Source organism: Neisseria sp. P0022.S009 (assembly GCF_051956675.1).
GTDB lineage: Bacteria > Pseudomonadota > Gammaproteobacteria > Burkholderiales > Neisseriaceae > Neisseria.
On record NZ_JBQCXE010000002.1, the window covers coordinates 91,493 to 113,592 of the forward strand.

33 protein-coding genes are annotated in these 22,100 nt (G+C 54.1%); 30 read left to right on the plus strand and 3 right to left on the minus strand.

Annotated features, from left to right (window positions below):
* Window positions 1–48 precede the first annotated feature (48 nt).
* The 23 genes from ACTHUG_RS03415 (at window position 49) to ACTHUG_RS03525 (ending at window position 14,391) form a co-directional block, all read left to right on the plus strand.
* The gene (locus ACTHUG_RS03415) at window positions 49–1,074 is read left to right on the plus strand and encodes a P2 family phage major capsid protein (RefSeq protein WP_440386370.1); all 1,026 of its coding nucleotides are present in this window, start codon (window positions 49–51) and stop codon (window positions 1,072–1,074) included.
* A 48-nt stretch (window positions 1,075–1,122) separates the two neighbouring features.
* Entirely contained in the window at window positions 1,123–1,779 is a 657-nt protein-coding gene (gene gpM / locus ACTHUG_RS03420; RefSeq protein WP_440386369.1) for a phage terminase small subunit, read from the plus strand.
* A 103-nt stretch (window positions 1,780–1,882) separates the two neighbouring features.
* Window positions 1,883–2,359 (plus strand): head completion/stabilization protein, encoded by a 477-nt coding sequence (locus ACTHUG_RS03425; protein WP_440386368.1) that lies wholly within the window; start codon window positions 1,883–1,885, stop codon window positions 2,357–2,359.
* Between the two features lie 12 nt (window positions 2,360–2,371).
* Window positions 2,372–2,590, plus strand: a complete 219-nt coding sequence (locus ACTHUG_RS03430) for a tail protein X (RefSeq protein ID WP_440386367.1) — start codon at window positions 2,372–2,374, stop codon at window positions 2,588–2,590.
* Complete coding sequence (locus ACTHUG_RS03435; RefSeq protein WP_440386366.1) at window positions 2,581–2,979, plus strand: putative holin; 399 nt, start codon at window positions 2,581–2,583, stop codon at window positions 2,977–2,979. Before ACTHUG_RS03430 ends, ACTHUG_RS03435 begins: the two co-directional genes overlap by 10 nt.
* Window positions 2,976–3,266 carry a phage holin family protein gene (locus ACTHUG_RS03440; protein ID WP_440386365.1) on the plus strand — a complete coding sequence of 97 codons (291 nt, stop codon included), beginning with the start codon at window positions 2,976–2,978 and terminating at the stop codon, window positions 3,264–3,266. Before ACTHUG_RS03435 ends, ACTHUG_RS03440 begins: the two co-directional genes overlap by 4 nt.
* Before the next feature lie 13 nt (window positions 3,267–3,279).
* A complete protein-coding gene (locus ACTHUG_RS03445) occupies window positions 3,280–3,771 on the plus strand; it encodes a M15 family metallopeptidase (RefSeq protein WP_440386364.1) in 492 nt (163 codons plus the stop codon).
* 10 nt (window positions 3,772–3,781) lie between these two features.
* Entirely contained in the window at window positions 3,782–4,090 is a 309-nt protein-coding gene (locus tag ACTHUG_RS03450; RefSeq protein ID WP_440386363.1) for a hypothetical protein, read from the plus strand.
* 43 nt (window positions 4,091–4,133) lie between these two features.
* Window positions 4,134–4,385: an Rz1-like lysis system protein LysC gene (gene lysC, locus ACTHUG_RS03455; RefSeq protein WP_440386362.1), complete on the plus strand. Its 252-nt coding sequence runs from the start codon at window positions 4,134–4,136 to the stop codon at window positions 4,383–4,385.
* Window positions 4,382–4,612 (plus strand): TraR/DksA C4-type zinc finger protein, encoded by a 231-nt coding sequence (locus tag ACTHUG_RS03460; RefSeq protein WP_440386361.1) that lies wholly within the window; start codon window positions 4,382–4,384, stop codon window positions 4,610–4,612. The genes lysC and ACTHUG_RS03460 overlap by 4 nt, the downstream gene beginning before the upstream one ends.
* Window positions 4,584–5,027 (plus strand): phage tail protein, encoded by a 444-nt coding sequence (locus tag ACTHUG_RS03465; protein ID WP_440386360.1) that lies wholly within the window; start codon window positions 4,584–4,586, stop codon window positions 5,025–5,027. Before ACTHUG_RS03460 ends, ACTHUG_RS03465 begins: the two co-directional genes overlap by 29 nt.
* The gene (locus ACTHUG_RS03470; RefSeq protein ID WP_440386359.1) at window positions 5,024–5,695 is read left to right on the plus strand and encodes a phage virion morphogenesis protein; all 672 of its coding nucleotides are present in this window, start codon (window positions 5,024–5,026) and stop codon (window positions 5,693–5,695) included. Before ACTHUG_RS03465 ends, ACTHUG_RS03470 begins: the two co-directional genes overlap by 4 nt.
* 132 nt (window positions 5,696–5,827) lie before the next feature.
* Window positions 5,828–6,451 carry a phage baseplate assembly protein V gene (locus ACTHUG_RS03475; RefSeq protein WP_440386358.1) on the plus strand — a complete coding sequence of 208 codons (624 nt, stop codon included), beginning with the start codon at window positions 5,828–5,830 and terminating at the stop codon, window positions 6,449–6,451.
* Entirely contained in the window at window positions 6,448–6,780 is a 333-nt protein-coding gene (locus ACTHUG_RS03480; RefSeq protein ID WP_070765451.1) for a GPW/gp25 family protein, read from the plus strand. Before ACTHUG_RS03475 ends, ACTHUG_RS03480 begins: the two co-directional genes overlap by 4 nt.
* 5 nt (window positions 6,781–6,785) lie before the next feature.
* Window positions 6,786–7,700 carry a baseplate assembly protein gene (locus tag ACTHUG_RS03485; protein WP_440386357.1) on the plus strand — a complete coding sequence of 305 codons (915 nt, stop codon included), beginning with the start codon at window positions 6,786–6,788 and terminating at the stop codon, window positions 7,698–7,700.
* Window positions 7,693–8,319: a phage tail protein I gene (locus ACTHUG_RS03490; RefSeq protein ID WP_440386356.1), complete on the plus strand. Its 627-nt coding sequence runs from the start codon at window positions 7,693–7,695 to the stop codon at window positions 8,317–8,319. The genes ACTHUG_RS03485 and ACTHUG_RS03490 overlap by 8 nt, the downstream gene beginning before the upstream one ends.
* Window positions 8,316–10,106 carry a phage tail-collar fiber domain-containing protein gene (locus tag ACTHUG_RS03495; protein WP_440386355.1) on the plus strand — a complete coding sequence of 597 codons (1,791 nt, stop codon included), beginning with the start codon at window positions 8,316–8,318 and terminating at the stop codon, window positions 10,104–10,106. Before ACTHUG_RS03490 ends, ACTHUG_RS03495 begins: the two co-directional genes overlap by 4 nt.
* A gap of 15 nt (window positions 10,107–10,121) precedes the next feature.
* Window positions 10,122–10,718 carry a phage tail protein gene (locus ACTHUG_RS03500; protein ID WP_440386354.1) on the plus strand — a complete coding sequence of 199 codons (597 nt, stop codon included), beginning with the start codon at window positions 10,122–10,124 and terminating at the stop codon, window positions 10,716–10,718.
* Entirely contained in the window at window positions 10,719–11,198 is a 480-nt protein-coding gene (locus ACTHUG_RS03505) for a hypothetical protein (protein WP_440386353.1), read from the plus strand. It begins immediately after the preceding gene.
* Between the two features lie 92 nt (window positions 11,199–11,290).
* A complete protein-coding gene (locus ACTHUG_RS03510) occupies window positions 11,291–12,493 on the plus strand; it encodes a phage tail sheath subtilisin-like domain-containing protein (RefSeq protein ID WP_440386352.1) in 1,203 nt (400 codons plus the stop codon).
* Between the two features lie 24 nt (window positions 12,494–12,517).
* Window positions 12,518–13,024 (plus strand): phage major tail tube protein, encoded by a 507-nt coding sequence (locus tag ACTHUG_RS03515; protein WP_440386351.1) that lies wholly within the window; start codon window positions 12,518–12,520, stop codon window positions 13,022–13,024.
* The gene (locus tag ACTHUG_RS03520; RefSeq protein ID WP_440386350.1) at window positions 13,024–14,031 is read left to right on the plus strand and encodes a hypothetical protein; all 1,008 of its coding nucleotides are present in this window, start codon (window positions 13,024–13,026) and stop codon (window positions 14,029–14,031) included. The genes ACTHUG_RS03515 and ACTHUG_RS03520 overlap by 1 nt, the downstream gene beginning before the upstream one ends.
* 9 nt (window positions 14,032–14,040) lie before the next feature.
* Window positions 14,041–14,391 carry a hypothetical protein gene (locus ACTHUG_RS03525; protein WP_440386349.1) on the plus strand — a complete coding sequence of 117 codons (351 nt, stop codon included), beginning with the start codon at window positions 14,041–14,043 and terminating at the stop codon, window positions 14,389–14,391.
* A gap of 56 nt (window positions 14,392–14,447) precedes the next feature.
* Here the strand turns inward: ACTHUG_RS03525 and ACTHUG_RS03530 are convergent, their stop codons facing one another.
* On the minus strand, window positions 14,448–14,618 hold the full coding sequence (locus tag ACTHUG_RS03530; RefSeq protein ID WP_440386347.1) for a hypothetical protein: 171 nt from the start codon (window positions 14,616–14,618) through the stop codon (window positions 14,448–14,450).
* 14 nt (window positions 14,619–14,632) lie between these two features.
* Between ACTHUG_RS03530 and ACTHUG_RS03535 the strand changes: the two genes are divergently transcribed.
* Genes ACTHUG_RS03535 through ACTHUG_RS03550 form a run of 4 tightly spaced genes read left to right on the plus strand, consistent with a single transcriptional unit; the run spans window position 14,633 to window position 19,244 of the window.
* Window positions 14,633–17,290 (plus strand): phage tail tape measure protein, encoded by a 2,658-nt coding sequence (locus ACTHUG_RS03535; protein ID WP_440386346.1) that lies wholly within the window; start codon window positions 14,633–14,635, stop codon window positions 17,288–17,290.
* A gap of 3 nt (window positions 17,291–17,293) precedes the next feature.
* The gene (locus tag ACTHUG_RS03540; RefSeq protein WP_440386345.1) at window positions 17,294–17,746 is read left to right on the plus strand and encodes a phage tail protein; all 453 of its coding nucleotides are present in this window, start codon (window positions 17,294–17,296) and stop codon (window positions 17,744–17,746) included.
* Window positions 17,747–17,749: 3 nt separating this feature from the next.
* Window positions 17,750–19,102 (plus strand): contractile injection system protein, VgrG/Pvc8 family, encoded by a 1,353-nt coding sequence (locus ACTHUG_RS03545; protein ID WP_440386344.1) that lies wholly within the window; start codon window positions 17,750–17,752, stop codon window positions 19,100–19,102.
* A complete protein-coding gene (locus ACTHUG_RS03550; RefSeq protein ID WP_440386343.1) occupies window positions 19,083–19,244 on the plus strand; it encodes a hypothetical protein in 162 nt (53 codons plus the stop codon). The genes ACTHUG_RS03545 and ACTHUG_RS03550 overlap by 20 nt, the downstream gene beginning before the upstream one ends.
* A gap of 111 nt (window positions 19,245–19,355) precedes the next feature.
* Here the strand turns inward: ACTHUG_RS03550 and ACTHUG_RS03555 are convergent, their stop codons facing one another.
* Window positions 19,356–20,159, minus strand: coding sequence for a WYL domain-containing protein (locus ACTHUG_RS03555; protein ID WP_440386342.1), 804 nt, complete (start codon window positions 20,157–20,159; stop codon window positions 19,356–19,358).
* A 23-nt stretch (window positions 20,160–20,182) separates the two neighbouring features.
* Entirely contained in the window at window positions 20,183–20,656 is a 474-nt protein-coding gene (locus tag ACTHUG_RS03560; protein WP_440386341.1) for a S24 family peptidase, read from the minus strand.
* A 361-nt stretch (window positions 20,657–21,017) separates the two neighbouring features.
* On the opposite strand from ACTHUG_RS03560, the gene ACTHUG_RS03565 reads away from it, so the two are divergent.
* From ACTHUG_RS03565 to ACTHUG_RS03575, 3 genes are all read left to right on the plus strand, one after another.
* A complete protein-coding gene (locus tag ACTHUG_RS03565) occupies window positions 21,018–21,209 on the plus strand; it encodes a Cro/CI family transcriptional regulator (protein WP_440386340.1) in 192 nt (63 codons plus the stop codon).
* Between the two features lie 97 nt (window positions 21,210–21,306).
* On the plus strand, window positions 21,307–21,756 hold the full coding sequence (locus ACTHUG_RS03570) for a DUF6948 domain-containing protein (protein WP_440386339.1): 450 nt from the start codon (window positions 21,307–21,309) through the stop codon (window positions 21,754–21,756).
* Window positions 21,753–22,034, plus strand: coding sequence for a hypothetical protein (locus tag ACTHUG_RS03575; RefSeq protein ID WP_440386338.1), 282 nt, complete (start codon window positions 21,753–21,755; stop codon window positions 22,032–22,034). Before ACTHUG_RS03570 ends, ACTHUG_RS03575 begins: the two co-directional genes overlap by 4 nt.
* The last annotated feature ends 66 nt before the right edge of the window (window positions 22,035–22,100 follow it).

Consider the following 22,100-nt stretch of genomic DNA (forward strand, 5'->3'; position numbering starts at 1 on the left):
AAGCAACCCGAATCCACCACATCCCCCCAATACCACAGAAAGCGCATCATGAACCAAACTAAATTAAGTCTCGCCATCGCCGCGATGATTTCCGAAGTTGCCGCCGCCCAAGGCATCAGCAAAGAGCAAGTCAGCAACGGCTACACCATCGCCCCGACCGCCGTGCAGACCATGTACGACGAAATCGCACAAAACACCGAGCTGCTGCAAAAAATCAATCTGCGCCCGAAAACTGAAAAAGTAGGCGAAGTCATCGGCCTCTCATCCGGCTTGATCGGCAGCAATACCGACACCACCGGCGCAGGCAAAGAACGCAAACCGAAGCCAATCCACAACTTGAGCGGCCGCAAATACTCGCTCGAGAAAACCAACTTCGACGCCGCCCTACGCTATGACGAAATCGACCAATGGGCGCACCTGACCGATTTCCCGAAACACATCAACAAAAAAATTGCCGAATCCATCGCCCTGTCTTTGGTCACCATCGGCATGAACGGCACCAGCCGCGCCGCCGATTCTGACGCCTCCACCAACACAATGCTGCAAGACGTTACCAAAGGCTGGCTGCAAAAAATGCGCGAGGAAAACAAAGCGCGCTGCATCGGCACGGCAGGCACATCGAAGACATCCGTCCCATATGGCCCGGGCGCAACAGATTACAAAAACCTCGATGCCGTCGTCACTGACGCGCTCAACATCATGGACGAACGCTTTGCCGACCGCTCCGACTTTGTCGTCTTGGCAAGCCGCCGTACCGTCGGCGACAAATACCTGCGCATCGTCAACAAATCAGGCGAAACCGCCACTGAAATCGAAGCAGGCGGCCGTCTGAACAAAGAGCGCACATTAGGCGGCCTGCCGGTTATGTACGTCCCAAATATGCCGCAAAACACCCTGCTGATTACCCCAGTATCGAATCTGTCGATTTACTACCAAATCAGCGGCGAGCGCCGGTTAATCGTGGACAACCCACGAAAAGACCAGCTTGAAAGCCTGCAATCCAAAAACATCGACTTCATCGTCGAAGAATACGGCGCGGCCGTCTTGATTGAAAACCTGAAATACACCGAATAAAAACAGGGGGGCGCAAGCCCCCGAAGACAAAAAGAAAGGCCGTCTGAAATGACCCTCATTCGCCAACACTTTGACCAAAGCATTGCCGCTGCCGCCTCGACGGACAGCATCGACATCAACGCCCTGACCGTCTATCAGCGCCTCTACAAAAGCCTCAAAGACGACAAAGCGATTTTAAAAAATATCGATTCCATCCAAGACAAAATCAAAGCCAAAGCCGCCATGATTCCCAATTATTCCGACTGGATTCAAGGCGTCATCGACACAGGCCGCGCCGCCGAAGACGACCAAGTGACCCCGACGCTCTTGGTTTGGATGATTGACACAGGCGCGCTCGACGCCGCCATGCCGTTGGCGCAGCTCGCCATCGAGACACAAATGGCCTCGACCGATGAATACAGCCGAACCATGCCCGAAATCATCATCGAGCAAATGGCCGAGCAAATCAGCGCAGGCAGCGACATCAGCCTGCCCAACCTGCAAACCCTGATTGACTGGGTCACAGCCAAAGCAGACAACGGCCTGCACATCAACAACATGCCCGACCAAATACGCGCCAAATTGCTCAAAGCCGCAGGCGAACGCGCCGAAGAGCAAGGCGAAGCCGAACACGCCCTCGCCCTCTACTGGCAAGCCTACGCCTACAACGCGCGCAGCGGCGTCAAAAAACGCATCGACGCCCTGAAAAAACAGCTCGAAAAATAAAAGCTCCCCCGCCGTATGGCAGACGGCGGCCTGTCTGCAAGCCCAATCCCTTACAGCCTGCGCCGCCGCCCCTGCCATACCCCAATAAAAAAGGCCGTCTGAAATGACCGGATTTAACTTTAATACAGCCGCCCCAGCCAACACACAAACCATCGACAAACAACAAATCGACAGCGGCGAATTTTGGCCGGTCATCGACCTAGACGAGCTGCGCCGCGACATGCGCATCGACACCACCATCACGCCCGACCGCCTCTTCGACACCGCCGTCAACGCCGTCGCCTACGTCAACGACCAGCTCAAAGACATCATCGCCATCGTCCCATTGGCTCAACACATCAGCCAAACCGACCCACGCCGAATCAACGGCGAGCCGCTCGCCACCATCCGTTACCGCCGCGCCGTGTACAGCTACACCAAAGCCCTGCTTCTAGAGGTTTACAACGACTACGACAGCACCGGCAAGACCGCCGCGCGCAGCGACGCCAAACAAGAGACCGCCGAAGACTACCGACGCGAAGGGCATCACGCCATCGCCGAGCTGCTCAAAAAGCCGCGTATTGACTGCGAGCTGATTTAAAGGCCGTCTGAAATGCACACCCAAAACAACACCATCATCACGCGCGACGGCGACACCATCAGCCGCCTGGCCTACGAGTATTACGGCAAATCCAGCGTCATGGTTGAGCAAATCCTCGCAGCCAATCCAAAACTAAGCCGCCAAGCCGTGCAACTGCCAGCAGGGCTGACCATCGTCATGCCGAGAACAGAACAAAACCAAACAATCAAAACAATCAATCTATGGGATTAGAAAACGTGAACGAAACCAAAACCACCACCGCCATCAACGCGGCCGTCATCGTCATCGGCAGTTATCACATGGCCGCATCTGTTGCCTTCGGCGCGGCCGTCGGCGCAAGCCTGTTTATCTTAAGCCAAAACCAACACAGCCCACTGACCAAGGCTTGGCTCTTCGCCGTTTCCTTTTTCAGCGGCATCTTTGGCGGTGAGACCGCCGCAGGGATTTTCAACTGGGTTTTGAGCATCATCCGCCCCGATGCCCAGCCGCTGAAATTTAACGAATTTCTCGGCGCCGCCCTGTTTTCCGCCCTCGTCGTCGTCATCGTCAACCGCCTGATCGACTTTGTCGGCACAGCCAAGCCAACCCAACCCAACCAAAAGAAAGGAGAGAGCGAATGACCCCACTGCAAGCCGCCGCCATCATCTCCCTGACGGCTGCCGGAGCATGGCGCATCCTGTTTTTCGATACGCGCGGCCGCACCCATAAGCCCCTCATTTGTTTCATCGCCTGGCTCAAATTTGCCTGGATGATCGGGCTGATGATTGCCGTGATATTCAAACTCTACTCCGCCGCCGTGTGGGGGCTGATTTTCGGATTGGCCCTGCATACCGGAGCATTAATTTGGCACGGCGGCAACGTCAACAGCCTCTTGCCGACCGCGACCAAACATCAGACCAACCCATAAGAAAGCCTCACAAATGACCGACAAACCAACCTACACCCTGGGCAAAACCAGCCTGACAAAATTAAACGGCGTCCATCCCGACCTCGTCAAAGTCATCAAACGCGCCATCGAGCTGACCAGCCAAGACTTCAGCGTAAACGAAGGGCTGCGCACACTTGAGCGACAAAAGCGACTTGTCGCCGCCGGTGCAAGCCGTACCCTCAACAGCAAACACTTGAAACAACCAGACGGCTACGGCCACGCCTCCGACCTCATCCCGTGGGGCGACTTCGACGGCAACGGCAGCAAAGAGATTTCATGGGCATGGGAAAACTTCTACCCCATCGCCGAAGCCATGCGCGACGCCGCCAAAGAATTAAACATCCGCGTCCGTTGGGGCGGCTGCTGGGCAACCCTCAACGACACCACCAAGCCGACAACCGAACTCGTCGCCGACTACGTCGCCGAACGCCGCGCCGCCGGTAAACGCGCGTTTATCGATGGCCCACATTTCGAGCTTGCCTAAAGGACTCGCCATGAAAACCGTCATTTCATTCTGTCTCGCCCTCTTTCTCGCCTGCTGCCTGCTCATGAACGGCCTGCTTAAAGCCAACCGCACCATCAAAGCCAAAGAGCAAGAAATCAAAACGCAGGCCGAGACCATCAAGCAAAAAGATACCGCCCTGAAGCTCTACCACCAGCGCAGCCGCACCCTGCAAGAGCAGCTCGACCGACTGACCGCCGAAGCCGCCGGACACAATGAGCAGATTCAGACGGCCATCCAAAAAAATCACGATTGGGCAAGTCAGGCAGTCCCCGAAGATTTAGCCAAATCCATCAAATAAAAAAAGGGCGTGTCAAACACGCCCTATCTTAGAAAGCACAGCCATGAAAACGATCCTCCCCATCTTACTCTCCGCCGCCCTGACCGCCTGCTCCGCCAAAGAGCCGCTGACCATACAAGCCGCCGACACCTGCCCACCCGTGCCGAAATGTACCGTCAATCCGCTGACCGAAATAAAAACCAATGCCGACTTGGTTTACACCATTGCCGCCTACAAAACCGCCTTTAATCAATGCCGCCTCTACCGCGACACGCTGGCCGCCTGCCTCAACCCAGACGCGGAGGCCGAGAAATGACCGACTACATCGACCGCGCCTGCGAGCTGGAAGAAATGCAACGCGCCCACGCCCTCGCACGCCAAGCCGACCGCGCCGAGCAAGACTACCCATCCGCATTTGAGTGCGAAGAATGCGGCGAACCCATCCCCGAAGCACGCCGCCAAGCCGTCCCCGGCTGCCGCCTCTGTATCGACTGCCAACGCGAACAGGAAAAATATGGAAAAACCAGCTTTACTGCGCGCTGAAATCCAAAAGCACCTGCCCGAGCTGCGCCAAAATCCCGACAAGCTGACGATGTTTGTGACCAACGGGCAAATCGTCGCCTCAAAAGGCACATTGAGCCATGAGATAAAATACCGTTTGAGCGTCATGATTACCGACTTTACCGGCAACATCGACGTCTTAAACGCCGTCGTTATCGCTTGGCTGCAAGAAGAAAACCCCCAAATCATCGGCCCGGGCGCGACCACGCCGACAGATTACAGTTTCGAGGTTGAGCTTTTGGGGAACGACACCTGCGACATTCTGATTGAGTTAAATCTGACCGAGCGCACCACTGTCTTGACCGACGACCAGGGCAACATCGTCATCGGCCATCCGCGCAACGCCAACCATTCCGACCTGATGACCGCGCTGGGCATCGGAACAGACAGAAAATGACCGCCGACGCCTTAAATCTTTATATTAAAAACATCGACGAATACATTGCCAAACTCTCCCCGGCAGAGCTTCGCCGCCTTAAAAGCGACATTGGCAAAGTCGTTTTAAAAGCCAACCGCCAGCGCATCCGCGCCAACATTGAGCCTGAAGGCAACGCCATGACGCCGCGCGCCGGACACGGCGAAGAAGGGCGCAAGCTCAAAGACGGCGAGCGTCTCAAAGTCGGGCAGCGCTTTGTCTATCTATCCGGCAAACACGCCGGACGCATCCGCCAATTTAAAAACATCAAGACCGCCGCCAGCGCCGCCAAGAAATCGCGCGCCAATACGGCCGCCTACGATCCGCAGTATGAGTGGGGCTACGAATTGGAAACGCGCGGCGTGTCAAAATTCAACCGCGACTACATCCGCGTCTTAGACGGCAAGCCCACCAAAGAGCGGCTGAAAACGCGCATGTTCACAAAAATCCACCGCGCCAAATACCTGCGCTCACAAATCGACAGCATGGGCGTCGCCATCAAATTCGTCAGCGGCCTGACCGCCTACATCGCCGCCGCCCACCAATACGGCGACGACGGCCGACCCGAGCGTCATCTCTTAGGTTTTAGTGATGACGACCTCGAAATCATCGAAAACCTCGTCATCAGCCACATGGCCGCCCACGAATAAAAAGGCCGTCTGAACCCGTTGTCAGACGGCCTCTCTTTTAAAAAAAACCATCAAAACCGCCAAGAATAGAAAAACCGCGTTGCCGTTGCCAAACTATGCCCATTACACGCACGCGAACACAAACCCAAACCAATGACCGCCGAACTCAACAGAAAAATCGCCAACATCATCAAGCAGGGCGTGATTTCCGAATCAGACCCTGCGCGCGCATTGGTACGCGTGCAGCATGGCGAGCTGACGAGCGACTGGCTGCCCTATTTCGTCCCATTCGCAGGCGGCGTTTCCGTACACCGCCCCCCAAGCGTCGGCGAAAACTGCATCATCTTGTCGCCAAGCGGCGAGACCGCCAACGGCATGGTTTTGTGCGGCATGGCATCGGCCTCATTCCCCAGCCCTGCCCAATCGGCTGACGAGACCGTCGTCAAATTCCCAGACGGCGCCATCATCAATTACAACCACAGCGCAGGCCAAATGACCTTAAAAGCCGTCGCCAAGCTGACCATCGACGCGCCCGACACCCTCATCACTGGCAACGTTGTCATCCAAAAAATGACGACAAGCAACGGCCTGCTGACCTACACGGCAGGCATGAGCGGCAGCGGCGGCGAAGGCGCAGGCGGCGGCACAACCATCAAAGGCGCAATCAACCACGAAGGCACGCTGACCAATACCGGCAAAATCGAATCCAACGGCATCGTCCTCGATGAGCATATTCACACCGGCGACAGCGGCGGCAAGACAGGCAAACCCGAATGACCAACAGCGAAACAGGCCGTCAGATCGGCCTCTACGACCACATCCGCCAGTCAATAAAAAACATTCTGTTCACGCGCATCGGCACGCGCCTGATGCGCGAAGAATATGGCAGCCTACTGCCAGAATTATTAGACCAACCGATTACCCCCGCCCTGCTCTTGCAATGCCAGGCGGCCGCCATCGCCGCCCTGGCAAAGTGGGAGCCGCGCATTGAAATTCAGGCGGCCACCGTATCGGCAGCCGCCGCCAACGACGCAAAAGTCATCATCAACATCGAAGCCGTCAACATCTCGACCGGCACACTTGAGACATACAGCATCAGGAAATAAAAAAAATGCCGCAAATTGCCGACTTATCGAAAATTCCAGCCCCCGACGTCATCGAAGAGATTGACTTCGAGAAAATACTTGCCGCGCGCAAGGAGCGTTTTATCGCAGAATATCAAACGCCTGCCGAGCGCGACTATTGGCGCAAAGTGTTGGAGCTGGAATCCGAGCCGGTTGTCAAATTACTGGAAGAGTGCGCCTATTCAGAAATGCTCATGCGCCAAGATTTCAACGAGCGCGCCAAAGGCTTAATGCTGGCATACGCAACAGGCAGCGACTTGGACCAGCTCGCCGCCAATGTCGATATTCAGCGCCTCGTTATTACCGAGGCCGACTACACCGTCGAGCCGCCCATCCAGCAGGTTTGGGAATCCGACGAATCCCTGCGCCGCCGCGTGCAAGGCGCGTTTGAAACCCTGACCACGGCAGGCAGCGAAGAATCCTATTACCAACACGCCAAATCCGCGCACGGCCAAGTCGCCGACATCGCCGTCATCAGCCCGAGCGGCGCGGTTGTCGATATTGTCGTCCTCTCGAATCAAGCAGGCGGCGTGCCGTCTGAAGCCGTCATCAAAGCCGTGACAGAGGCCGTCAATGCCAAATACCGCCGCCCGACCGCCGACCGCGTGACCGTCAAAGCCGCCCAAATCATCGAGTATCAAATCAACGCCCAAATCATCGTCTATCCCACGCCCGACTATGAGCCGATTTTGGAAAACGCGCGCACGCGTATGCGTGAAGCCGTGGACGAAAATTTCAAGCTGGGCCGCGACGTTGACCTTTCCATGATTTACGCCGCCCTCCGCGTCGAGGGCGTGCAGAGCGTCGTCATCAGCCAGCCAGCCGCCGCCATGCCGGTCACACAATATCAGGCGGCCTTGTGTACGCAAATCAATATCAGCTACGGCGGCCAAAATGAATAAATACCAAACCGCCCAGCCATCAACGCGGACGGCTTTTGAGAAGAAATTCGGCGAAGCCGAAATCTACCCCGTCCCCTACGCCGTCGTCTCCGACCTCTGGAATCCCGACAGAATCCCAGCCCACCTGTTGCCGTATCTCGCATGGGCGCTGTCGGTTGACTATTGGAATGACGCATGGGACGAGCAGCGCAAACGCGACGTCATCAAATCAGCCTACCGCACCCATAAATTTAAAGGCACGAACGGCGCCATCGAAGAAGCCCTAAAGCCCTTCGGCGTGACCGCCAAGATTACAGAATGGTTTCAGACCAAGCCCATCGGCTCGCCTGCCAGCTTTGCTCTGACCCTGATGGCCGAAGAAGCCATCAGCCAGGCCGACTATCAGGAAATGCTGCGCATCGTCCAAAAGGTTAAGCCGGTCAGCCGTCATTTAAGCGGCTTGACCGTCGGCGTTATGACCTACGGAAAACTCAAAGCCAGCGGCATTACCATCAGCGGACAACGCACGACAATTTACCCATACATCAAGCCAAAAATTAATTTAAAACCGGCAGGCCGCGCCGCCGCCGCATTACAACACATCGACGTCATCACAATTAACCCGAAAGCCAACCCATGAGCCAACAGTATTACACCCTCGTCACCAACATCGGCGCCGCGCGCATCGCGAAAGCGACCGCATTAGGCACAGTCGTCAACTTGAGCCAAATGGCAGTCGGCGACGGCGGCGGCAAACCCATCACGCCGTCTGCCACAGCCACCGCCCTGACGCGCGAAGTGTACCGCGCAAGCCTCAATATGTTGGAGGTTGACGAAAACAACCAAAAGCAGGTCATCGCCGAGCTGCTCATCCCCGAAGAAGAAGGCGACTTTACCATCCGCGAAGTCGGCCTCTTTGACAACAACAACAACCTGATCGCCATCGGCAGCATCGCCGACAGCTACAAGCCGCGCCTATCCAGCGGCTCGGCAAGTCAGCAAATCATCCGCATGGTCATCCAAATAGACAACACCGACGCCGTCGGCCTCAAGGTTGACCCTGCCGTCGTTTTGGCGACTCGTGAATATGTCGAAAAACTGATTAATAAAAAATTTAAAGACAACGGCTTCGGCGGAGCGGCGCAGATTGTTTTATCGTTTGACAGCCGCCGCGAGTTTATTGCCGCCCTCGAAAATCTGACAAAGCTCAAAGACGGCGCGGTAATCATCGCCCAAGGTCATTTATATAAAAAACAAACCGGCGCGCGATATATTCCCGATGCGCCGGATTGGCTGCCCATCGATGAATCATTTGCCCACTTTGACGGCGACTACATCGACACGCGCGAAAAAACCATCGTCCGCTGCCGCTATCATCAAAAAAATGGCAAAAAATGGAACATTACCGAAGTCATCAATCCCAAGCCCGGCAGCATCAGAAAAATCCTTTTAGGCGAGCCTGACGCACAAAAAAAAATCAAATTAGAAAAACTGCATGACTACGTCGGCAATAGCCGCGCGCGCATCCTTTTGAGCTGCGACGGATGGACGACGCCGCCGGTAGATGGCAAAGCGGCGCTGCAAGGACTGCAAATCGTTGACGGCAAAGTACATCGAGACTGGGCATCATCAGATTACGACACCAACGCCGCCGCCGTTTGGATGCGCAACGGCAAATTAAAAGCCGCCAAAAGCAAAGACGGCAAGTCGGCCGCCCAATGGGTTGACGAAGGCGCGGAATGGTCAGCAAGTTTCGCTCGCGGCCCTGTCTTGGTTGAAAACGGCAGCGTCATTCAAAACCCTGACACATATTTGAGCGCGCGCGCCGCCATCGGCCAACGTGCCGACCGCAGCATCGTGCTTTTAAACCTCGAGGGAATCAGCGGCTCATACGGTGCAACGCTGCAAGAATCCGCGCAAATCATGGCAGATGAAGGCTGCCTGATTGCCGTCGCCCTCGACGCTGGCGGATCTTCGCAGGTTTGGTACGGCGACGCATACGCCTGCCCATCTTCAGACGATGGGTTTCAAACAGGGCGCGCCATCCCTTCCGCCATTGAAATCATTGCCGATGTTGTCGAGCCATACGATACCGGATGGATTCCGCTTCCAGTAATCGATGGCGTTAAAGCTGGCAGTAAAGGGCAAGGCGGCGCCGCCATCGCGTACCGCCAACGCGGCGGCGACATTGAATTAAGGCTTGACACCGTCTATTCATTTAAAGCCAACATCGAAACAATCATCACAACAGAAGAAATACCGAAGCGTTTCCGAAATCAGGACTATAGACCACTTAGGGCAATTGCCTGCGGCTTCGGCGGTGCAGTAGTCCCTTGGTGGAGCGGAACATATATCAGCATTCAGCCGCATAAAGACACTCCATACACCTACGGCTACACCGAATGGCACACCCCAAACAGCAAATAATCAAAAGAGGTAATTATGTTTTATATTTTTAATCATCATGGGCATTTCGCCGAGAAAATGAGTGTCGAGCCGCCTATTTTGCCCCAAGGCTACTTTTATTTAGAAGCTGCGGACGATTTGGGCGAATACTTGTTTTCAGACGGCAAAACCGTGCAGGAAGCAACCACGCCGCCACCGTCTGAAGCCCATATCGTCAAGGATGGGGAATGGGTTTTGCCAAATGAGCGCGAAGCCGCCATCTTGGAAGAGCTACGAGCCGAAAAAATCATCAGCTTAAATGCGGCGGCTCAAGCGTTTATCGACCGCGCCGCCGGTATCGATAAAATCCCAGGCTTTGAAGTGCAGACATGGGTCATCCAAGCGGCCGAGGCAAAAGCATGGGCGGCTGATAAATCTGCCCCTACGCCAATACTCGACCAAATCGCGGCCAGCCGAGGCGTACCGGCTGACGCACTCAAACAGGCGGCTTTGAAAAAGACTCTCGCCTATGAGCAACTGACCGCATCCATCACAGGCCAGCGGCAGGCGCTGCAGAGCAAAATCGAATCCGCCAAAACCAAATCAGCCTTAGACAAAATCAAAATCGAGTTTAAGCTGCCGGAGGCCGTCTGAATGAGTAAAATTTATTTGGCATTGTACAAAGGCCGAAAAAAAATCCAATCTCCCAAAGACATCATCTACCGCTTGACTGATTGGGCAATCCGCAAAGCGACGCGCGGCGAATATTCCCACTGCGAAATCGCCGTCCGACTACCTGACGGTCAGTTTGACTGCTACACATCGTCCCATCGGGACGGCGGCGTCCGTTGCAAGCGCATGGAGCTGCCGTCTGACAAGTGGGATTTGATTGAGCTGCCCAAGCCTAATCTGACCTACGGCCGCGCCATGAAACTATGGCGCGAAACAAAAGGCAAGAAATACGACCTTTCAGGCGTTTTGGCCGTCAAGTCGGTTTTCCGACGCCTGAAAATTCGCCAAGCTCCGGATAAATGGTTTTGCTCCGAATGGTGCGCCGCCGTCATCGGCTTTGGCGAGCCGTCCAAATATTCGCCGTCAGACCTTGCCGTTGTCATGAAGCAAGACCAATTTTAAAAAATACCCAAAAAATCCCACGCGCTCGCCACACGCGTGGGATTAATTTTTAATAGTGTATCAATCGTCCAACCCACAAAAAGGAAGCCCCAATGGCAGAAGCAAACCGCCATCATGGCATCACAGCCAACGAATACACCGAAGGCGTGCGCAGCATCAGCGACATCTCGACAGCCATCATCGGCATGGTTTGTACCGCCGAAGATGCCGACGCAAAAGTATTTCCGCTGAACACCCCGATTTTCGCCACCTCCGCCTACGACCTGCTCGCCAAAGCAGGCACAAAAGGCACGCTCGCCAAATCCCTCGACGCCATCGTTGACCAAGCCGACGCACAAGTCGTCATCGTGCGCGTTGCCGACAGCAAAAACACCGAAGAACTCAAAGCCAACGTCATCGGCACAGCCGAAGGCGGCAACTACACCGGCCTCAAAGCCCTGCGCCGCGCCAAAGCCGTGACAGGCTATACCCCGAAAATCTTGGGCTGCCCAGAGCTGGACAGCCAAGACGTCTTGACCGAATTGGTAGGCGTTGCCCAAGCGACGCGCGCCTTTGCCTACGGCAGCGCAGGCGGCAATCCCGACATCACGGAAGTGGGCAACTACCGCAAAAACTTCGGCCAGCGTGAGCTGATGTTGATTGACAACGAGTTTATGGCATTCGACCCTGCCTCCAAGAAAACCGAGACCGCCGCCACCATCGCCCGAGTATTGGGCGCGCGCGCCAAACTCGACAAAAATGTTGGCTGGCACAAATCAATCTCCAACACTGAAATCAACGGCGTCAGCGGCCTGAAATTCGCGCGCAGCTTTGATCTTTTGGACAAAAACTGCGACGCCAACACCCTCAACAACAAAGACGTCACCACCCTGATCCGCGAGGACGGTTTCCGCGTTTGGGGCAACCGCACCTGCACCAACGACAGCATGATGGCTTTCGAAGTCGCCACGCGTACCGCCCAAATCATCCAAGAGACCATCGCTTCCGCCTTCATGTGGGCTTTGGACAAGCCGATGCATAAGAGCCTGATGGAAGACATCATTATGGCCATCAACGCCAAATTGGCGCAGTACGTCAACAAAGGCTACATCTTGGGCGCGCGCGTGTTTATCGACAAAACCCTCAACACCTCCGAAACCGTCCAAGCCGGTCAATTCACAATCAGCTACGAGTTCACATGGGTGCCGCCACTGGAAAACTTGGTTTTCAACCAACACGTTACCGACACCTTCTTTGTTAACTTGGTTGACAAGGTCATCACATTCGCCAACACCCTGAAACCGACTACCGTCTAGGCCGTCTGAAAGGAAACCCACCCCATGAAAATGCCAAAAGTCCTTAAAGGCTTTAACTTATTCGTCGATGGCGAGAACCAATACGGCGTAACCGTCGACATCACGCGCCCAAAAATCAGCCGCCAAACCGAAACCTACACGCCGGGCGGCGGCATGATTGAAATGACCGTCGTCCACGGCTTTGAAAAGCTGACAATGGAAATCACATCCAAAGGCTACGACGCCGATATGCTCAAATCTATGTCAAGCAGCATTGACGGCAAGCTGCTGCGCTACCAAGGCGCGCTGCAAGAAGAAGACGGCACAGGCTACCAAACCCTCAAAGGCGAAGCGCGCGGCCGCATTACCGAAGCCGACCCCGGCAGCGACAAACAAGGCGAAGGCGGCGAGCATAAATTCACAGTCGAGCTTGTTTATTGGAAAGAAAGCGTGGACGGCAGCCCCATCGTCGAAATTGACGTCATGGGCAATAAAGCCGCTTTCGGCGGCCAAGACGAACGCGCCGGCCTGCGCGCCGCGTTGGGCTTGTGATGAAAACCAAGAATCTGGCCATTTACCAGGGCGACACCTATTTATTCAAAGTCGCCCTGACCAACGAAGCAGGCGAGCCGTTGCAAATCGACGGCCTGTCTTTTGCGCTGGCCGTCAAATTCCCCGACGGTGCAACCATTGCGCCCGAGCTGACCGTTGACGGCAACATCGTCAGCCTGCTGTTTCCATCCGCCCTGACCGCCGCCATCACGCACACAACCGCCGAATACGACCTCCGCGCCATCAGCGGCCAGTACGTCAAAACCTATTTGCGCGGCCAACTGCACATCACGCCGAGCATCACGCCCGTGACCGCAGGCGACGGCGGCGAAATCCACGAAGAGGCCGTCAGCGTTACCGTTTCCGAAGCCACCATCATCCGCGCGGCTGGAAATCGAAGCCCGACGGCATACGATGACAGCGAAATCAAGCAACGGCTCGCCGCGCTGGAAAACCGCCAAGACCGAGACACCGTCTACGACGACAGCGACATCAAGCAACGGCTGACCGCGCTGGAAAACCGCCAAGACCGAGACACCGTCTACGACGACAGCGACATCAAGCAACGGCTGACCGCGCTGGAAAACCGCCAAGACCAAGACACCGTCTACGACGACAGCGACCTCAAGCAACGGCTGACCGCGCTGGAAAACCGCCAAGACCAAGACACCGTCTACGACGACAGCGAACTCAAACGCCGCCTCACTGCTTTGGAAAACCGCCCTGCCCCTAAAGCAGAATCGCCATATAGTGAAATTCAGGAGGGCTACATCGCCCGTGAAAATTTCGGCTTTATCCCCGAAAACAACACGCCGGCCACAGTATCTTTCCCCAAACCATTCAGCCGCCGCCCTGATATTTTCGAGGTATGCTTAGACATCCGAAGCAATTCGGCACGCTTGCAGTACGTCCAAAACGTGACCGCGTCAGGCTTTGACCTGGCCACCAATTACAGCCCAGAGTTAAAAGGCGTTTGGTATCGCGCCGCCATCTTAAAATCCAAATAGGAGCAAACAATGCAAACCATCAAAATCAACGACGACAACACCCTGACCATCGAGCTTTCCACCGGCGACCGCTACACCCTGCGCGAGCCGCTGGCCAAAGACATGGAGGGCTTGGGGCAGGACTTGATTAAAGTCAAACACACAGACACCGTTCAAAAACTGCTGGGCAAAATCTCAACGCCGCCGCTGACGCGTGTCGCCTATGGCAAATTGAGCATGTCGGACGCTCAAGTCTTAAATGTTGCCATTGATTTTTTTTCAGCGCCGCCGTCAGCCAAAGCCGAGATGGAGGCAGCCTTGCAGGACTTGGGCTACTCCCAAAGCTCAAATTCCGAGCAGACCACGTCGGCCGAATCCTAAGCGGCGAAGCCGACATCTATCAGGCGGCGGCAGAAGACGAGAAAAAGTATTACAACCTAATCAACGACTGCCTCGCCCAATGCGCGGCGACCTTCGGCAGCCTCGACAAGTTTGAGCAATGCAATATCGCCGAGCTGATTGAGTGGACCGACAAAGCCGTCCAAATCAACACGCCCGAAGAGTAAACAAAGGCCGCCTGAATATTTCAGACGGCCTTTTGTAATCAAAAACAGGAAACATCATGTCTAAAAGCCTCGAATTAAAAATCATCATGTCGGCCACCGACAAAGCCAGCGCGGCTTTCAAAAAGCTACGAGAGGGCAGCAACGTTTTAGCGCAAAGCCTAAAAAAGGCAGAGGCAGAATTGCATGACCTAGATAAAGCCCAAGAAAATCTATTAAGAAAAAACAAATTAAATAAAGAATTAAGCAAAAACGGCGAAGCATTAAGAAAAAACGCCGCCGAAATCCGCCGCCTGAATAACGAAATTGCCAAAACAGGAACAGCGAGCAAAGAGCAAGAAAAAGAATTACGCGACTTGACCAAAGCAAACAAAAAGCTGACACAGGCGCAAGAGAAAAACTGGGAGAAAGTCAGAAAACTCGACCAGGCATTATCTGCCGCCGGTATCACGGCCAAAACATTCTCAAACGCCCAAGACCAATTAAATAAAAAACACGAAGCGGCATCTAAAGCGGTAGAAAAGCAACGGCTGGCATACGAAAAATTACAAAACGCCCAAAACAAAGCCGCCGCCGCCAAATCCCAAATGACCGAAGCAGGCATGCGCGCCGTCGGCCTGATGTACACCGCGCGCGGCATTGCCGACACCACGCGCAACGTCCTCTCTTCGCCGGTCAAAGCCTACGCCGAAACAGAGGCCGCCTCCACCGACCTGCGCGCGGCCATGATGGACAATACCGGCAAAGTATCCGCCGACTTCAAAGACATTGAAAACCTTGCCACTCGCTTGGGCGACCGCCTGCCGGGTACGACCGCCGACTTTAAAATCATGATGCTCATGTTGCGCCGCCAAGGCATAGAATCAAAAAAAATCTTAGGCGGCACAGGCGAGGCCGCCGCCCTCTTGGCCGTCCAACTCAAAAAAAGCCCAGAAGCCGCCGCCGAGATGACAGCCAAACTGCAAGACGCTATGCGTGCGACCGAAGACGAGATAAAAGGCGTTATCGACCAAGTTCAGCGGCTGCATTACGTAGGCGTTGAAGATAGTAATATTCAAGGCGCGTTTGAAAAAATGGCCCCAGCCCTCGACATCCTCAACATCAAGGGCGAGGCAGCCATGAAGACGATGGCGCCGCTCGTCGGCATGCTTGACCAATCAGGCTTAGTAGGCGAATCAGCAGGCAACGCCATGCGCAAAGTGTTCACGCGCATGATGGATACCAAGAAAATTGCCAAAGCCACAAAAGGGACAGGCATTTCCCTCGACTTTACCGACGGCAAGGGCGAATTTGGCGGCTTAGACAAAATGTACGACGAGCTGGCCAAGCTCAAAGCCGTCAACACCGAGCAACGCCTCAAGATTCTGCAAGGCATCTTCGGCGATGATGCCGAGACGCAGCAAGCCTTAAACACCATGATCGATAAAGGCAAGGCAGGATACGAAGAATTTGCCAAAAAACTGGAATCGCAAGCCAGCCTCGAACAGCGCGTCAACGACCAATTAGGCACGCTGACCAACTTATGGGACGCGGCAGGTGGCACGTTTACCAACTTTCTTGCCAAAATGGGCGAATCCATCGCGCCTGAATTGAAAGAAATAACCAAATGGATCGGCGACGTTAACGAAAAATTGAGCAACTGGGCCGCCCAAAATCCAGAGACCGCTAATACCATCATGAAAATCGTCGCCGCCGTCGGCATCTTCCTGACCGTCATCACAGGCATCGGCGCGGCCATTTCCGCCGTCCTCGTCCCCATCGCCCTGGCTAAATTTTCATTCTTCAGCCTCTTCGGCGTCTTCGCAGGTGGCGGCGGCGCGATTTCCACGATTATCGGCTGGCTTGGCCGTCTGGGCATGGCGCTGCTAGGCTTTGGCGCAAAAGCGGCGGTTTTCCTTGTGACCAACCCCTTCGGCTGGGCCATCCTCGCCGTTACTGCCATTGTTTTGCTATGGCGCAACTGGGAAACAGTCAAATCCGCCCTGATTGCAGGCTGGGAATGGATTAAAAAAGTATTCCAACAAAACCCCCTGCTCGCCGCCTTTACCGGCCCTATCGGCTGGCTCATTGCCCTGCTCGCAAACTGGAATAAAGTCAAAGCCGCCCTGATTAGCGGCTGGGAATGGATTAAAAAAACATTTTCCGGCAATAACCCAATCGCCATCGCCATGGCGGCCGCAATGGGTCCCATCGGCGCAGTCATCAACAGCTTCAGAATCCTGCGCTCCGCTGCCGTCGGCGCGTGGGAATGGCTCAAAAAGGCCACCTCCGCAAAAGCCCCGGCAACGCCGCCCAGCATTGGCATTCCCAATCGCGGTTTTTCCGTCGGCGGCTACACAGGCGCAGGCGGCGTCCATGAAGCCGCAGGCGTTGTACACAAAGGCGAAGTCGTATTCAATCAGCGCGACGTCGCCAAATTTGGCGGCTGGCAGGCAGTCGAGGCCATCCGACGCGGCGGCGCAGGCGTACTCGCCAACATCGGCAACCGCTTGGGACTGGGATTTTCAGACGGCCGCCAAACCGCCCTGCCCAGCCCGACCCGATTCAATGCTGCGCCCCACGCCGTCAGCATGGCGGGCGACAACATCACAATCAACGTTCACGCCGCGCCGGGCATGAGCGAGCAGACCCTCGTCAACGCCATCATGGCCAAGCTCGAAGCGCGCAGCCAAGCCAAGCAGCGCCGCCGCAATTCCTCATTTTTCGATAAGGACTAAATCATGGTTTTATTAGGCAGCTTGGGGATGTTCGTGTTTTTAATGCGTACCATACCCTTTAATCAATACAGCCGCAGCCAGGCATGGAAACACCCAAACCAAGCAACCGTCGGCACCATGCCGCCGGCACAATTTACAGGCAAAGACCCAGAAGAGATGACCATCGAGGGCGAGCTGCGCCCCGAAGTCACAGGCGGCACGGGCAGCATCGAAGCCCTGCGCATGATGGCGGCTACCGGCAAGCCCTACACCCTAATCATGGGCCACGGCAAAATCATGGGCAGCTATGTGATAACCAACATCCAAGAGCGAGGCAGCCAACTGAATCCCGACGGCTCCGCGCGCGCCATCTCTTTCAGCATGAGCCTGAAAAAAGTTTCCGACAGCGCGCTAGGCCTCGAAGGCGCCGCCCTCAACGTCGCCGTCTCCGTCGTCCGAAACCTGACAGGGATTTAAGCCATGCAATTAAATTTTGATTCCATCAGCGCGGCCGCCCAAAAGGCCGCTGCTAAAATCTTTGACGAAGTCAGCGGCAAAAACGCCCGACATCTCACGCCGGCAGCCGAGCTGACCATAGACGGCCGCCGCTTTGGCACGCAGGCAATGAGCCGCATCATCAGCATCAGCCTGACCGACAAGCGCGGCTTTGAAGCCGACGAGCTGACCATCGAATTGGACGACCACGACGGCACCATTGCCATCCCTAAAACAGGCAGCAAAATCACGCTCAAGCTGGGCTACCAAGAAACTGGCCTCGTCGAAAAAGGCGAATACCTCGTCTCCGAATTTACCGCATCAGGCAGCCCCGACCGCCTAAGCATTACCGCGCGCGCCGCCGACCTCGCCGAAGCCCTCGCCGAGCAAGTCGAGAAAAGCTGGCACAAGCAAACCCTCTACCAAATCATTGAGACCATCGCCAAAAAACACAAATACGAATACATCATCAGCAAGGATTTTCAAAGCCAAAAAATAGAACACATCGACCAAACCAACGAATCAGACGCGTCCTTTATGAGCCGCCTTGCCGAGCAATACGACGCCATCGCTACCATCAAAAACGGCAAGCTCTTATTTATCCCTGCAGGCGAGAGCCAAACCGCCAGCGGCCAGCCCATTCAGCCCACCACCATCACGCGCGCCAGCGGCGACAGCCACAGCTTTACCTACTCCAGCAATAACAGTTATCAGGCCGTGCGCGCCTATTACACCGATAAAAAAACAGGCCAAAAAAAAGAAGTCATCGTCAACAAAGACAACGCCTACCCCAATAAAAAGACAGTCAGCGAGACAAAAATCATCAAAGGAAAAGCCGTAAAAGGCAAAACCCAAAAAGGCAAAGCCACCAAGGGCAAGACGGTAAAAGGCAAAAAAGGCAGGCAGTACACAACAAAAAAAGTCACGACGACAAAAACCGTGACAGACAATCGCAAAGTCAACACCGACGGCCAAAAAATCAAAACCCTGCGCCATCTGTATGCCACAGAAAGCGGCGCATGGTCAGGCGCGCGCGGCGCATTCAAAAAAATCCAGCGCGGCGTTGCCGAATTTAGCATTACCCTCGCCGTCGGCCGCCCTGACCTCTACCCCGAAACGCCTGCCGTCGTCAAAGGCTTTAAGCCCGAAATCGACGCAGAAGCCTGGCTAATTAACGAGGTTTCGCATAAAATCGACAGCGGCGGCTATACCGCAAGCATACAATTTGAAGCGCGCATCGTCCCCGACATCACGCTCTACGAAGACGCGCCGACCAACAACTTCCAGCCGACAGGCGAAATTACGGAGATTCTAAAAAATGGAAAACCAAACTCATGATCCATATTCATGGATTGACCGACAAATCCAATACTGGCAACAAAAAAGCCGAGAAGCCAGCGAAGCCGCCGACATCGACGCATTCAACCACGCCGAGCGCGAACTCGCCAATTATCAAGCCATGCGCCAAATAAAATATTAGCCCGACAAAAAGGCCGTCTGAAATTCAGACGGTCTCTGTTTTTAATTCGATTTCCGCTCAAGATATTGCCGCCGCACCTAATGCGGTAATGCAAGCATTTTTTCAAAAAAATTAAAAATAAAATACTTCGCCGGTACTTATTTTGACGACGCCGCCGTCTATACGGTCAATTCGGAAAGTCCGACCATCATGTTTATCCAAATCCCAGCCTTCTAAATAGAGGCCGTCAAATCCATGAATGACGAAGCGGCGGTCAGAAAATTCGCCTTTCGCATTCGTATAAGAAAAAGTGATTTCGTCGCCCAGACTTAAGCCGTCTGGAAGCTCTTCACTTTCGGCGTCATCGTCAAGGATAAAATCGTCATCGTCCAAATACGAATCATAACGCTGGCTTGTTTCCGCCCTCTTTTTCTGCCAAGCCTTAAAAGCGACAAAGTTTTCATAACGCGCCTTTAAATCCGGGTCATTCGGATTGATGTATTTCGATCCGCTGACTTCGGGCGGCGGCAAATCGTCGCCGTTGTTTTTCTTCAGCAATGCCGTCTGTAAATCAAGTTTGCTTTTCATGTTTCGGACGGAATCAAACAGAGCCGACGGTGTGAGAATCTGTTTTGGCTCTTTGGGCGCGGCCTGCTCTTTCGGTGCAGGCGCAAATTTTCGGCGGTTGTACAGCCGCCAAATCGGAAACGGCAAAAATAGCGCACTGGCCGCCGCAATAAATACAAAATCATTCGCCTGATTGACCGCAAGCGAAAATATAGCCAAAGCCACAAAGCAGCCGAAAAAGCCGACAGGAATCGTCCAGAGCAAGTGCAGTTTGCTTCGTGGGCTAAACTCCATCGACAGCCAAACAGAATAAAACGTACACACGCCCAAGACGAATAAGGCCACCAAATCAGACATTTCCTCGCTCATAAAATCCCCTTTTTCTTAAAAAACTAAATATCCAAAAAATCCAACGGCAACACCTTCCAGAATTTGCCGTGAATAAACAAATCGTCAAATTCTTCCGGCTCGATGACAAAGTCGGATTTTCCGTAAATCGGATTATCGCTTGTAACGTGTATCACGCCAGCTTTGCCGCGCGCCAGGCGTTTGATGTAGGTATAGCCCTGAAACGTGAACAAGTACACGCCGCTCGATTCAAAATCGACGACATCAGTTTTAATCAGCGTGATCGACTTCGGCGGTATTGTCGGCTCCATGCTGTCTCCGTCGGGCGACATCAGCTTCACGCCGTGCAGGTTGTCCGTGCCGAGCAGCTCTTTAAGAGCAGACTTAGGAATCTCCAGCGAGTGCAGCAATTCGGGATAGTCGGCATTCAAATGGCCACTGCCACACGAGGCGGCAACGTCGAATAAATCCAGGCGCGCGGTTTCTTGGCCGTCTGAAAAATCAACTTCTCTATACATTTCTAAATCTTTTCTATACTTTTCGCCTAGACCATCTGCAAGCCAACGAGTAGAAAATCTTGTCTTCTTTTCAAATGCTAACAGCGGTTTTTTACCTAACCCTGTCTGACCGTTGAACCATTGACCGACAAGACCTTTAGACACTCCGGCGAAGTCTGCCAAGTCCTGTTGAGTGATTAGGCCGTATTCAGCCATCAACTCTTGAAGTCTATCTTTCAAATCCATCACTAAAAATCCCAGCCAAAAAAATACTTAGTAAAAACAATGATTATTTAGAATTCTAAACTATTATTTGTTTAGTATGCTTGACTAGACAAGTTTAGGAATGTATAGTTCACTAAACTTTAAAAAAGGACAAAAAATGAAAACAGACCAACAAGTCAAATTCATTAAAGAATTGGGAGGCGTTTCAGCGGTTGCAAAAATTTGCGGAATCACACGAGGAGCAGTTTCTCAATGGCAGAAAAACGGAATCCCGAAAGCGCAAATGAACTTCTTAAAAGAGAAATTCCCCTTGCAATACAAACAAATTTCAGACGGCCTACCAAACTAACCGGAGCAAGAATCCGAACAAACGGTTACAGGCGAAAAAAAGATAACGGCCTATGACGGTAAATTTTTTAAACACTTGATAAACAAGGAAATACAAAATGGAAATTAAAAAATTTGAAGTAAACAGCCCTTCTGATTTGCTGATGATGATTGCAAATGTTTTGGCAAGCGCGGAAAGCAAGCAACAGGCAGAAGAAGCCCAAGAAGAAACCTTGCCGCCTGTAACAGTTGCAGAGGCTAAAGGCATTAATGATTTCGCCATCGGCAAAGAAGTGATCATCCGAACTTATTCTGCAGGCGTTTGGTTTGGCGTGTTGAAACAAAAAGCAGGCAATGAAGTGATTTTGGTTAAAGCGCGCCGTATGTATGAATGGTGGGCAAAGGAATCAATCAGCCTGTCAGGTGTCGCACGACACGGCATCAAGCAAGAAGACAGCAAGATTTGCGGTGAGCTTGCTTCCGTATGGCTTGAAGCGATTGAGATTATTCCGGTAACAGGCAACGCAGCCGAATCAATCCGCACCGCACTGGAGATCGAACAATCATGAGCTACTTAGATAAGCCAATTAACCACGGCTCAGGCTACGGCGACGGCAACGGCGGCGGCAAAGGTAGCGGCTACGGCTCCGGCTACGGCGACGGCAACGGCGGCGGCAAAGGTAGCGGCTCCGGCTACGGCTACGGCTACGGCAACGGCAACGGCGGCGGCAGCGGCGAAGGCTACGGCTACGGCAACGGCAGCGGCGACGGCAGCGGCTACGGCGGCGGCGCAGGCAGCGGCGCAGGCAGCGGCTACGGCAGCGGCGAAGGCGACGGCGAAGGCTAAAGATGGAGGCGGCCGCCGACGCAGACGTCCGAATCAAACACGGTTTAATTTAAAAAAATAAGAGGT

Excerpts from the sequence above, each read along its gene's own strand:
- ACTHUG_RS03415 (WP_440386370.1), top strand. The coding sequence starts at position 49 with ATGAACCAAACTAAATTAAGTCTCGCCATCGCCGCGATGATTTCCGAA.
- gpM (WP_440386369.1), top strand. The coding sequence starts at position 1,123 with ATGACCCTCATTCGCCAACACTTTGACCAAAGCATTGCCGCTGCCGCC.
- ACTHUG_RS03425 (WP_440386368.1), top strand. The coding sequence starts at position 1,883 with ATGACCGGATTTAACTTTAATACAGCCGCCCCAGCCAACACACAAACC.
- ACTHUG_RS03430 (WP_440386367.1), top strand. The coding sequence starts at position 2,372 with ATGCACACCCAAAACAACACCATCATCACGCGCGACGGCGACACCATC.
- ACTHUG_RS03435 (WP_440386366.1), top strand. The coding sequence starts at position 2,581 with ATGGGATTAGAAAACGTGAACGAAACCAAAACCACCACCGCCATCAAC.
- ACTHUG_RS03440 (WP_440386365.1), top strand. The coding sequence starts at position 2,976 with ATGACCCCACTGCAAGCCGCCGCCATCATCTCCCTGACGGCTGCCGGA.
- ACTHUG_RS03445 (WP_440386364.1), top strand. The coding sequence starts at position 3,280 with ATGACCGACAAACCAACCTACACCCTGGGCAAAACCAGCCTGACAAAA.
- ACTHUG_RS03450 (WP_440386363.1), top strand. The coding sequence starts at position 3,782 with ATGAAAACCGTCATTTCATTCTGTCTCGCCCTCTTTCTCGCCTGCTGC.
- lysC (WP_440386362.1), top strand. The coding sequence starts at position 4,134 with ATGAAAACGATCCTCCCCATCTTACTCTCCGCCGCCCTGACCGCCTGC.
- ACTHUG_RS03460 (WP_440386361.1), top strand. The coding sequence starts at position 4,382 with ATGACCGACTACATCGACCGCGCCTGCGAGCTGGAAGAAATGCAACGC.
- ACTHUG_RS03465 (WP_440386360.1), top strand. The coding sequence starts at position 4,584 with ATGGAAAAACCAGCTTTACTGCGCGCTGAAATCCAAAAGCACCTGCCC.
- ACTHUG_RS03470 (WP_440386359.1), top strand. The coding sequence starts at position 5,024 with ATGACCGCCGACGCCTTAAATCTTTATATTAAAAACATCGACGAATAC.
- ACTHUG_RS03475 (WP_440386358.1), top strand. The coding sequence starts at position 5,828 with ATGACCGCCGAACTCAACAGAAAAATCGCCAACATCATCAAGCAGGGC.
- ACTHUG_RS03480 (WP_070765451.1), top strand. The coding sequence starts at position 6,448 with ATGACCAACAGCGAAACAGGCCGTCAGATCGGCCTCTACGACCACATC.
- ACTHUG_RS03485 (WP_440386357.1), top strand. The coding sequence starts at position 6,786 with ATGCCGCAAATTGCCGACTTATCGAAAATTCCAGCCCCCGACGTCATC.
- ACTHUG_RS03490 (WP_440386356.1), top strand. The coding sequence starts at position 7,693 with ATGAATAAATACCAAACCGCCCAGCCATCAACGCGGACGGCTTTTGAG.
- ACTHUG_RS03495 (WP_440386355.1), top strand. The coding sequence starts at position 8,316 with ATGAGCCAACAGTATTACACCCTCGTCACCAACATCGGCGCCGCGCGC.
- ACTHUG_RS03500 (WP_440386354.1), top strand. The coding sequence starts at position 10,122 with ATGTTTTATATTTTTAATCATCATGGGCATTTCGCCGAGAAAATGAGT.
- ACTHUG_RS03505 (WP_440386353.1), top strand. The coding sequence starts at position 10,719 with ATGAGTAAAATTTATTTGGCATTGTACAAAGGCCGAAAAAAAATCCAA.
- ACTHUG_RS03510 (WP_440386352.1), top strand. The coding sequence starts at position 11,291 with ATGGCAGAAGCAAACCGCCATCATGGCATCACAGCCAACGAATACACC.
- ACTHUG_RS03515 (WP_440386351.1), top strand. The coding sequence starts at position 12,518 with ATGAAAATGCCAAAAGTCCTTAAAGGCTTTAACTTATTCGTCGATGGC.
- ACTHUG_RS03520 (WP_440386350.1), top strand. The coding sequence starts at position 13,024 with ATGAAAACCAAGAATCTGGCCATTTACCAGGGCGACACCTATTTATTC.
- ACTHUG_RS03525 (WP_440386349.1), top strand. The coding sequence starts at position 14,041 with ATGCAAACCATCAAAATCAACGACGACAACACCCTGACCATCGAGCTT.
- ACTHUG_RS03535 (WP_440386346.1), top strand. The coding sequence starts at position 14,633 with ATGTCTAAAAGCCTCGAATTAAAAATCATCATGTCGGCCACCGACAAA.
- ACTHUG_RS03540 (WP_440386345.1), top strand. The coding sequence starts at position 17,294 with ATGGTTTTATTAGGCAGCTTGGGGATGTTCGTGTTTTTAATGCGTACC.
- ACTHUG_RS03545 (WP_440386344.1), top strand. The coding sequence starts at position 17,750 with ATGCAATTAAATTTTGATTCCATCAGCGCGGCCGCCCAAAAGGCCGCT.
- ACTHUG_RS03550 (WP_440386343.1), top strand. The coding sequence starts at position 19,083 with ATGGAAAACCAAACTCATGATCCATATTCATGGATTGACCGACAAATC.
- ACTHUG_RS03555 (WP_440386342.1), bottom strand. The coding sequence starts at position 20,159 with ATGAGCGAGGAAATGTCTGATTTGGTGGCCTTATTCGTCTTGGGCGTG.
- ACTHUG_RS03560 (WP_440386341.1), bottom strand. The coding sequence starts at position 20,656 with ATGTATAGAGAAGTTGATTTTTCAGACGGCCAAGAAACCGCGCGCCTG.
- ACTHUG_RS03565 (WP_440386340.1), top strand. The coding sequence starts at position 21,018 with ATGAAAACAGACCAACAAGTCAAATTCATTAAAGAATTGGGAGGCGTT.
- ACTHUG_RS03570 (WP_440386339.1), top strand. The coding sequence starts at position 21,307 with ATGGAAATTAAAAAATTTGAAGTAAACAGCCCTTCTGATTTGCTGATG.
- ACTHUG_RS03575 (WP_440386338.1), top strand. The coding sequence starts at position 21,753 with ATGAGCTACTTAGATAAGCCAATTAACCACGGCTCAGGCTACGGCGAC.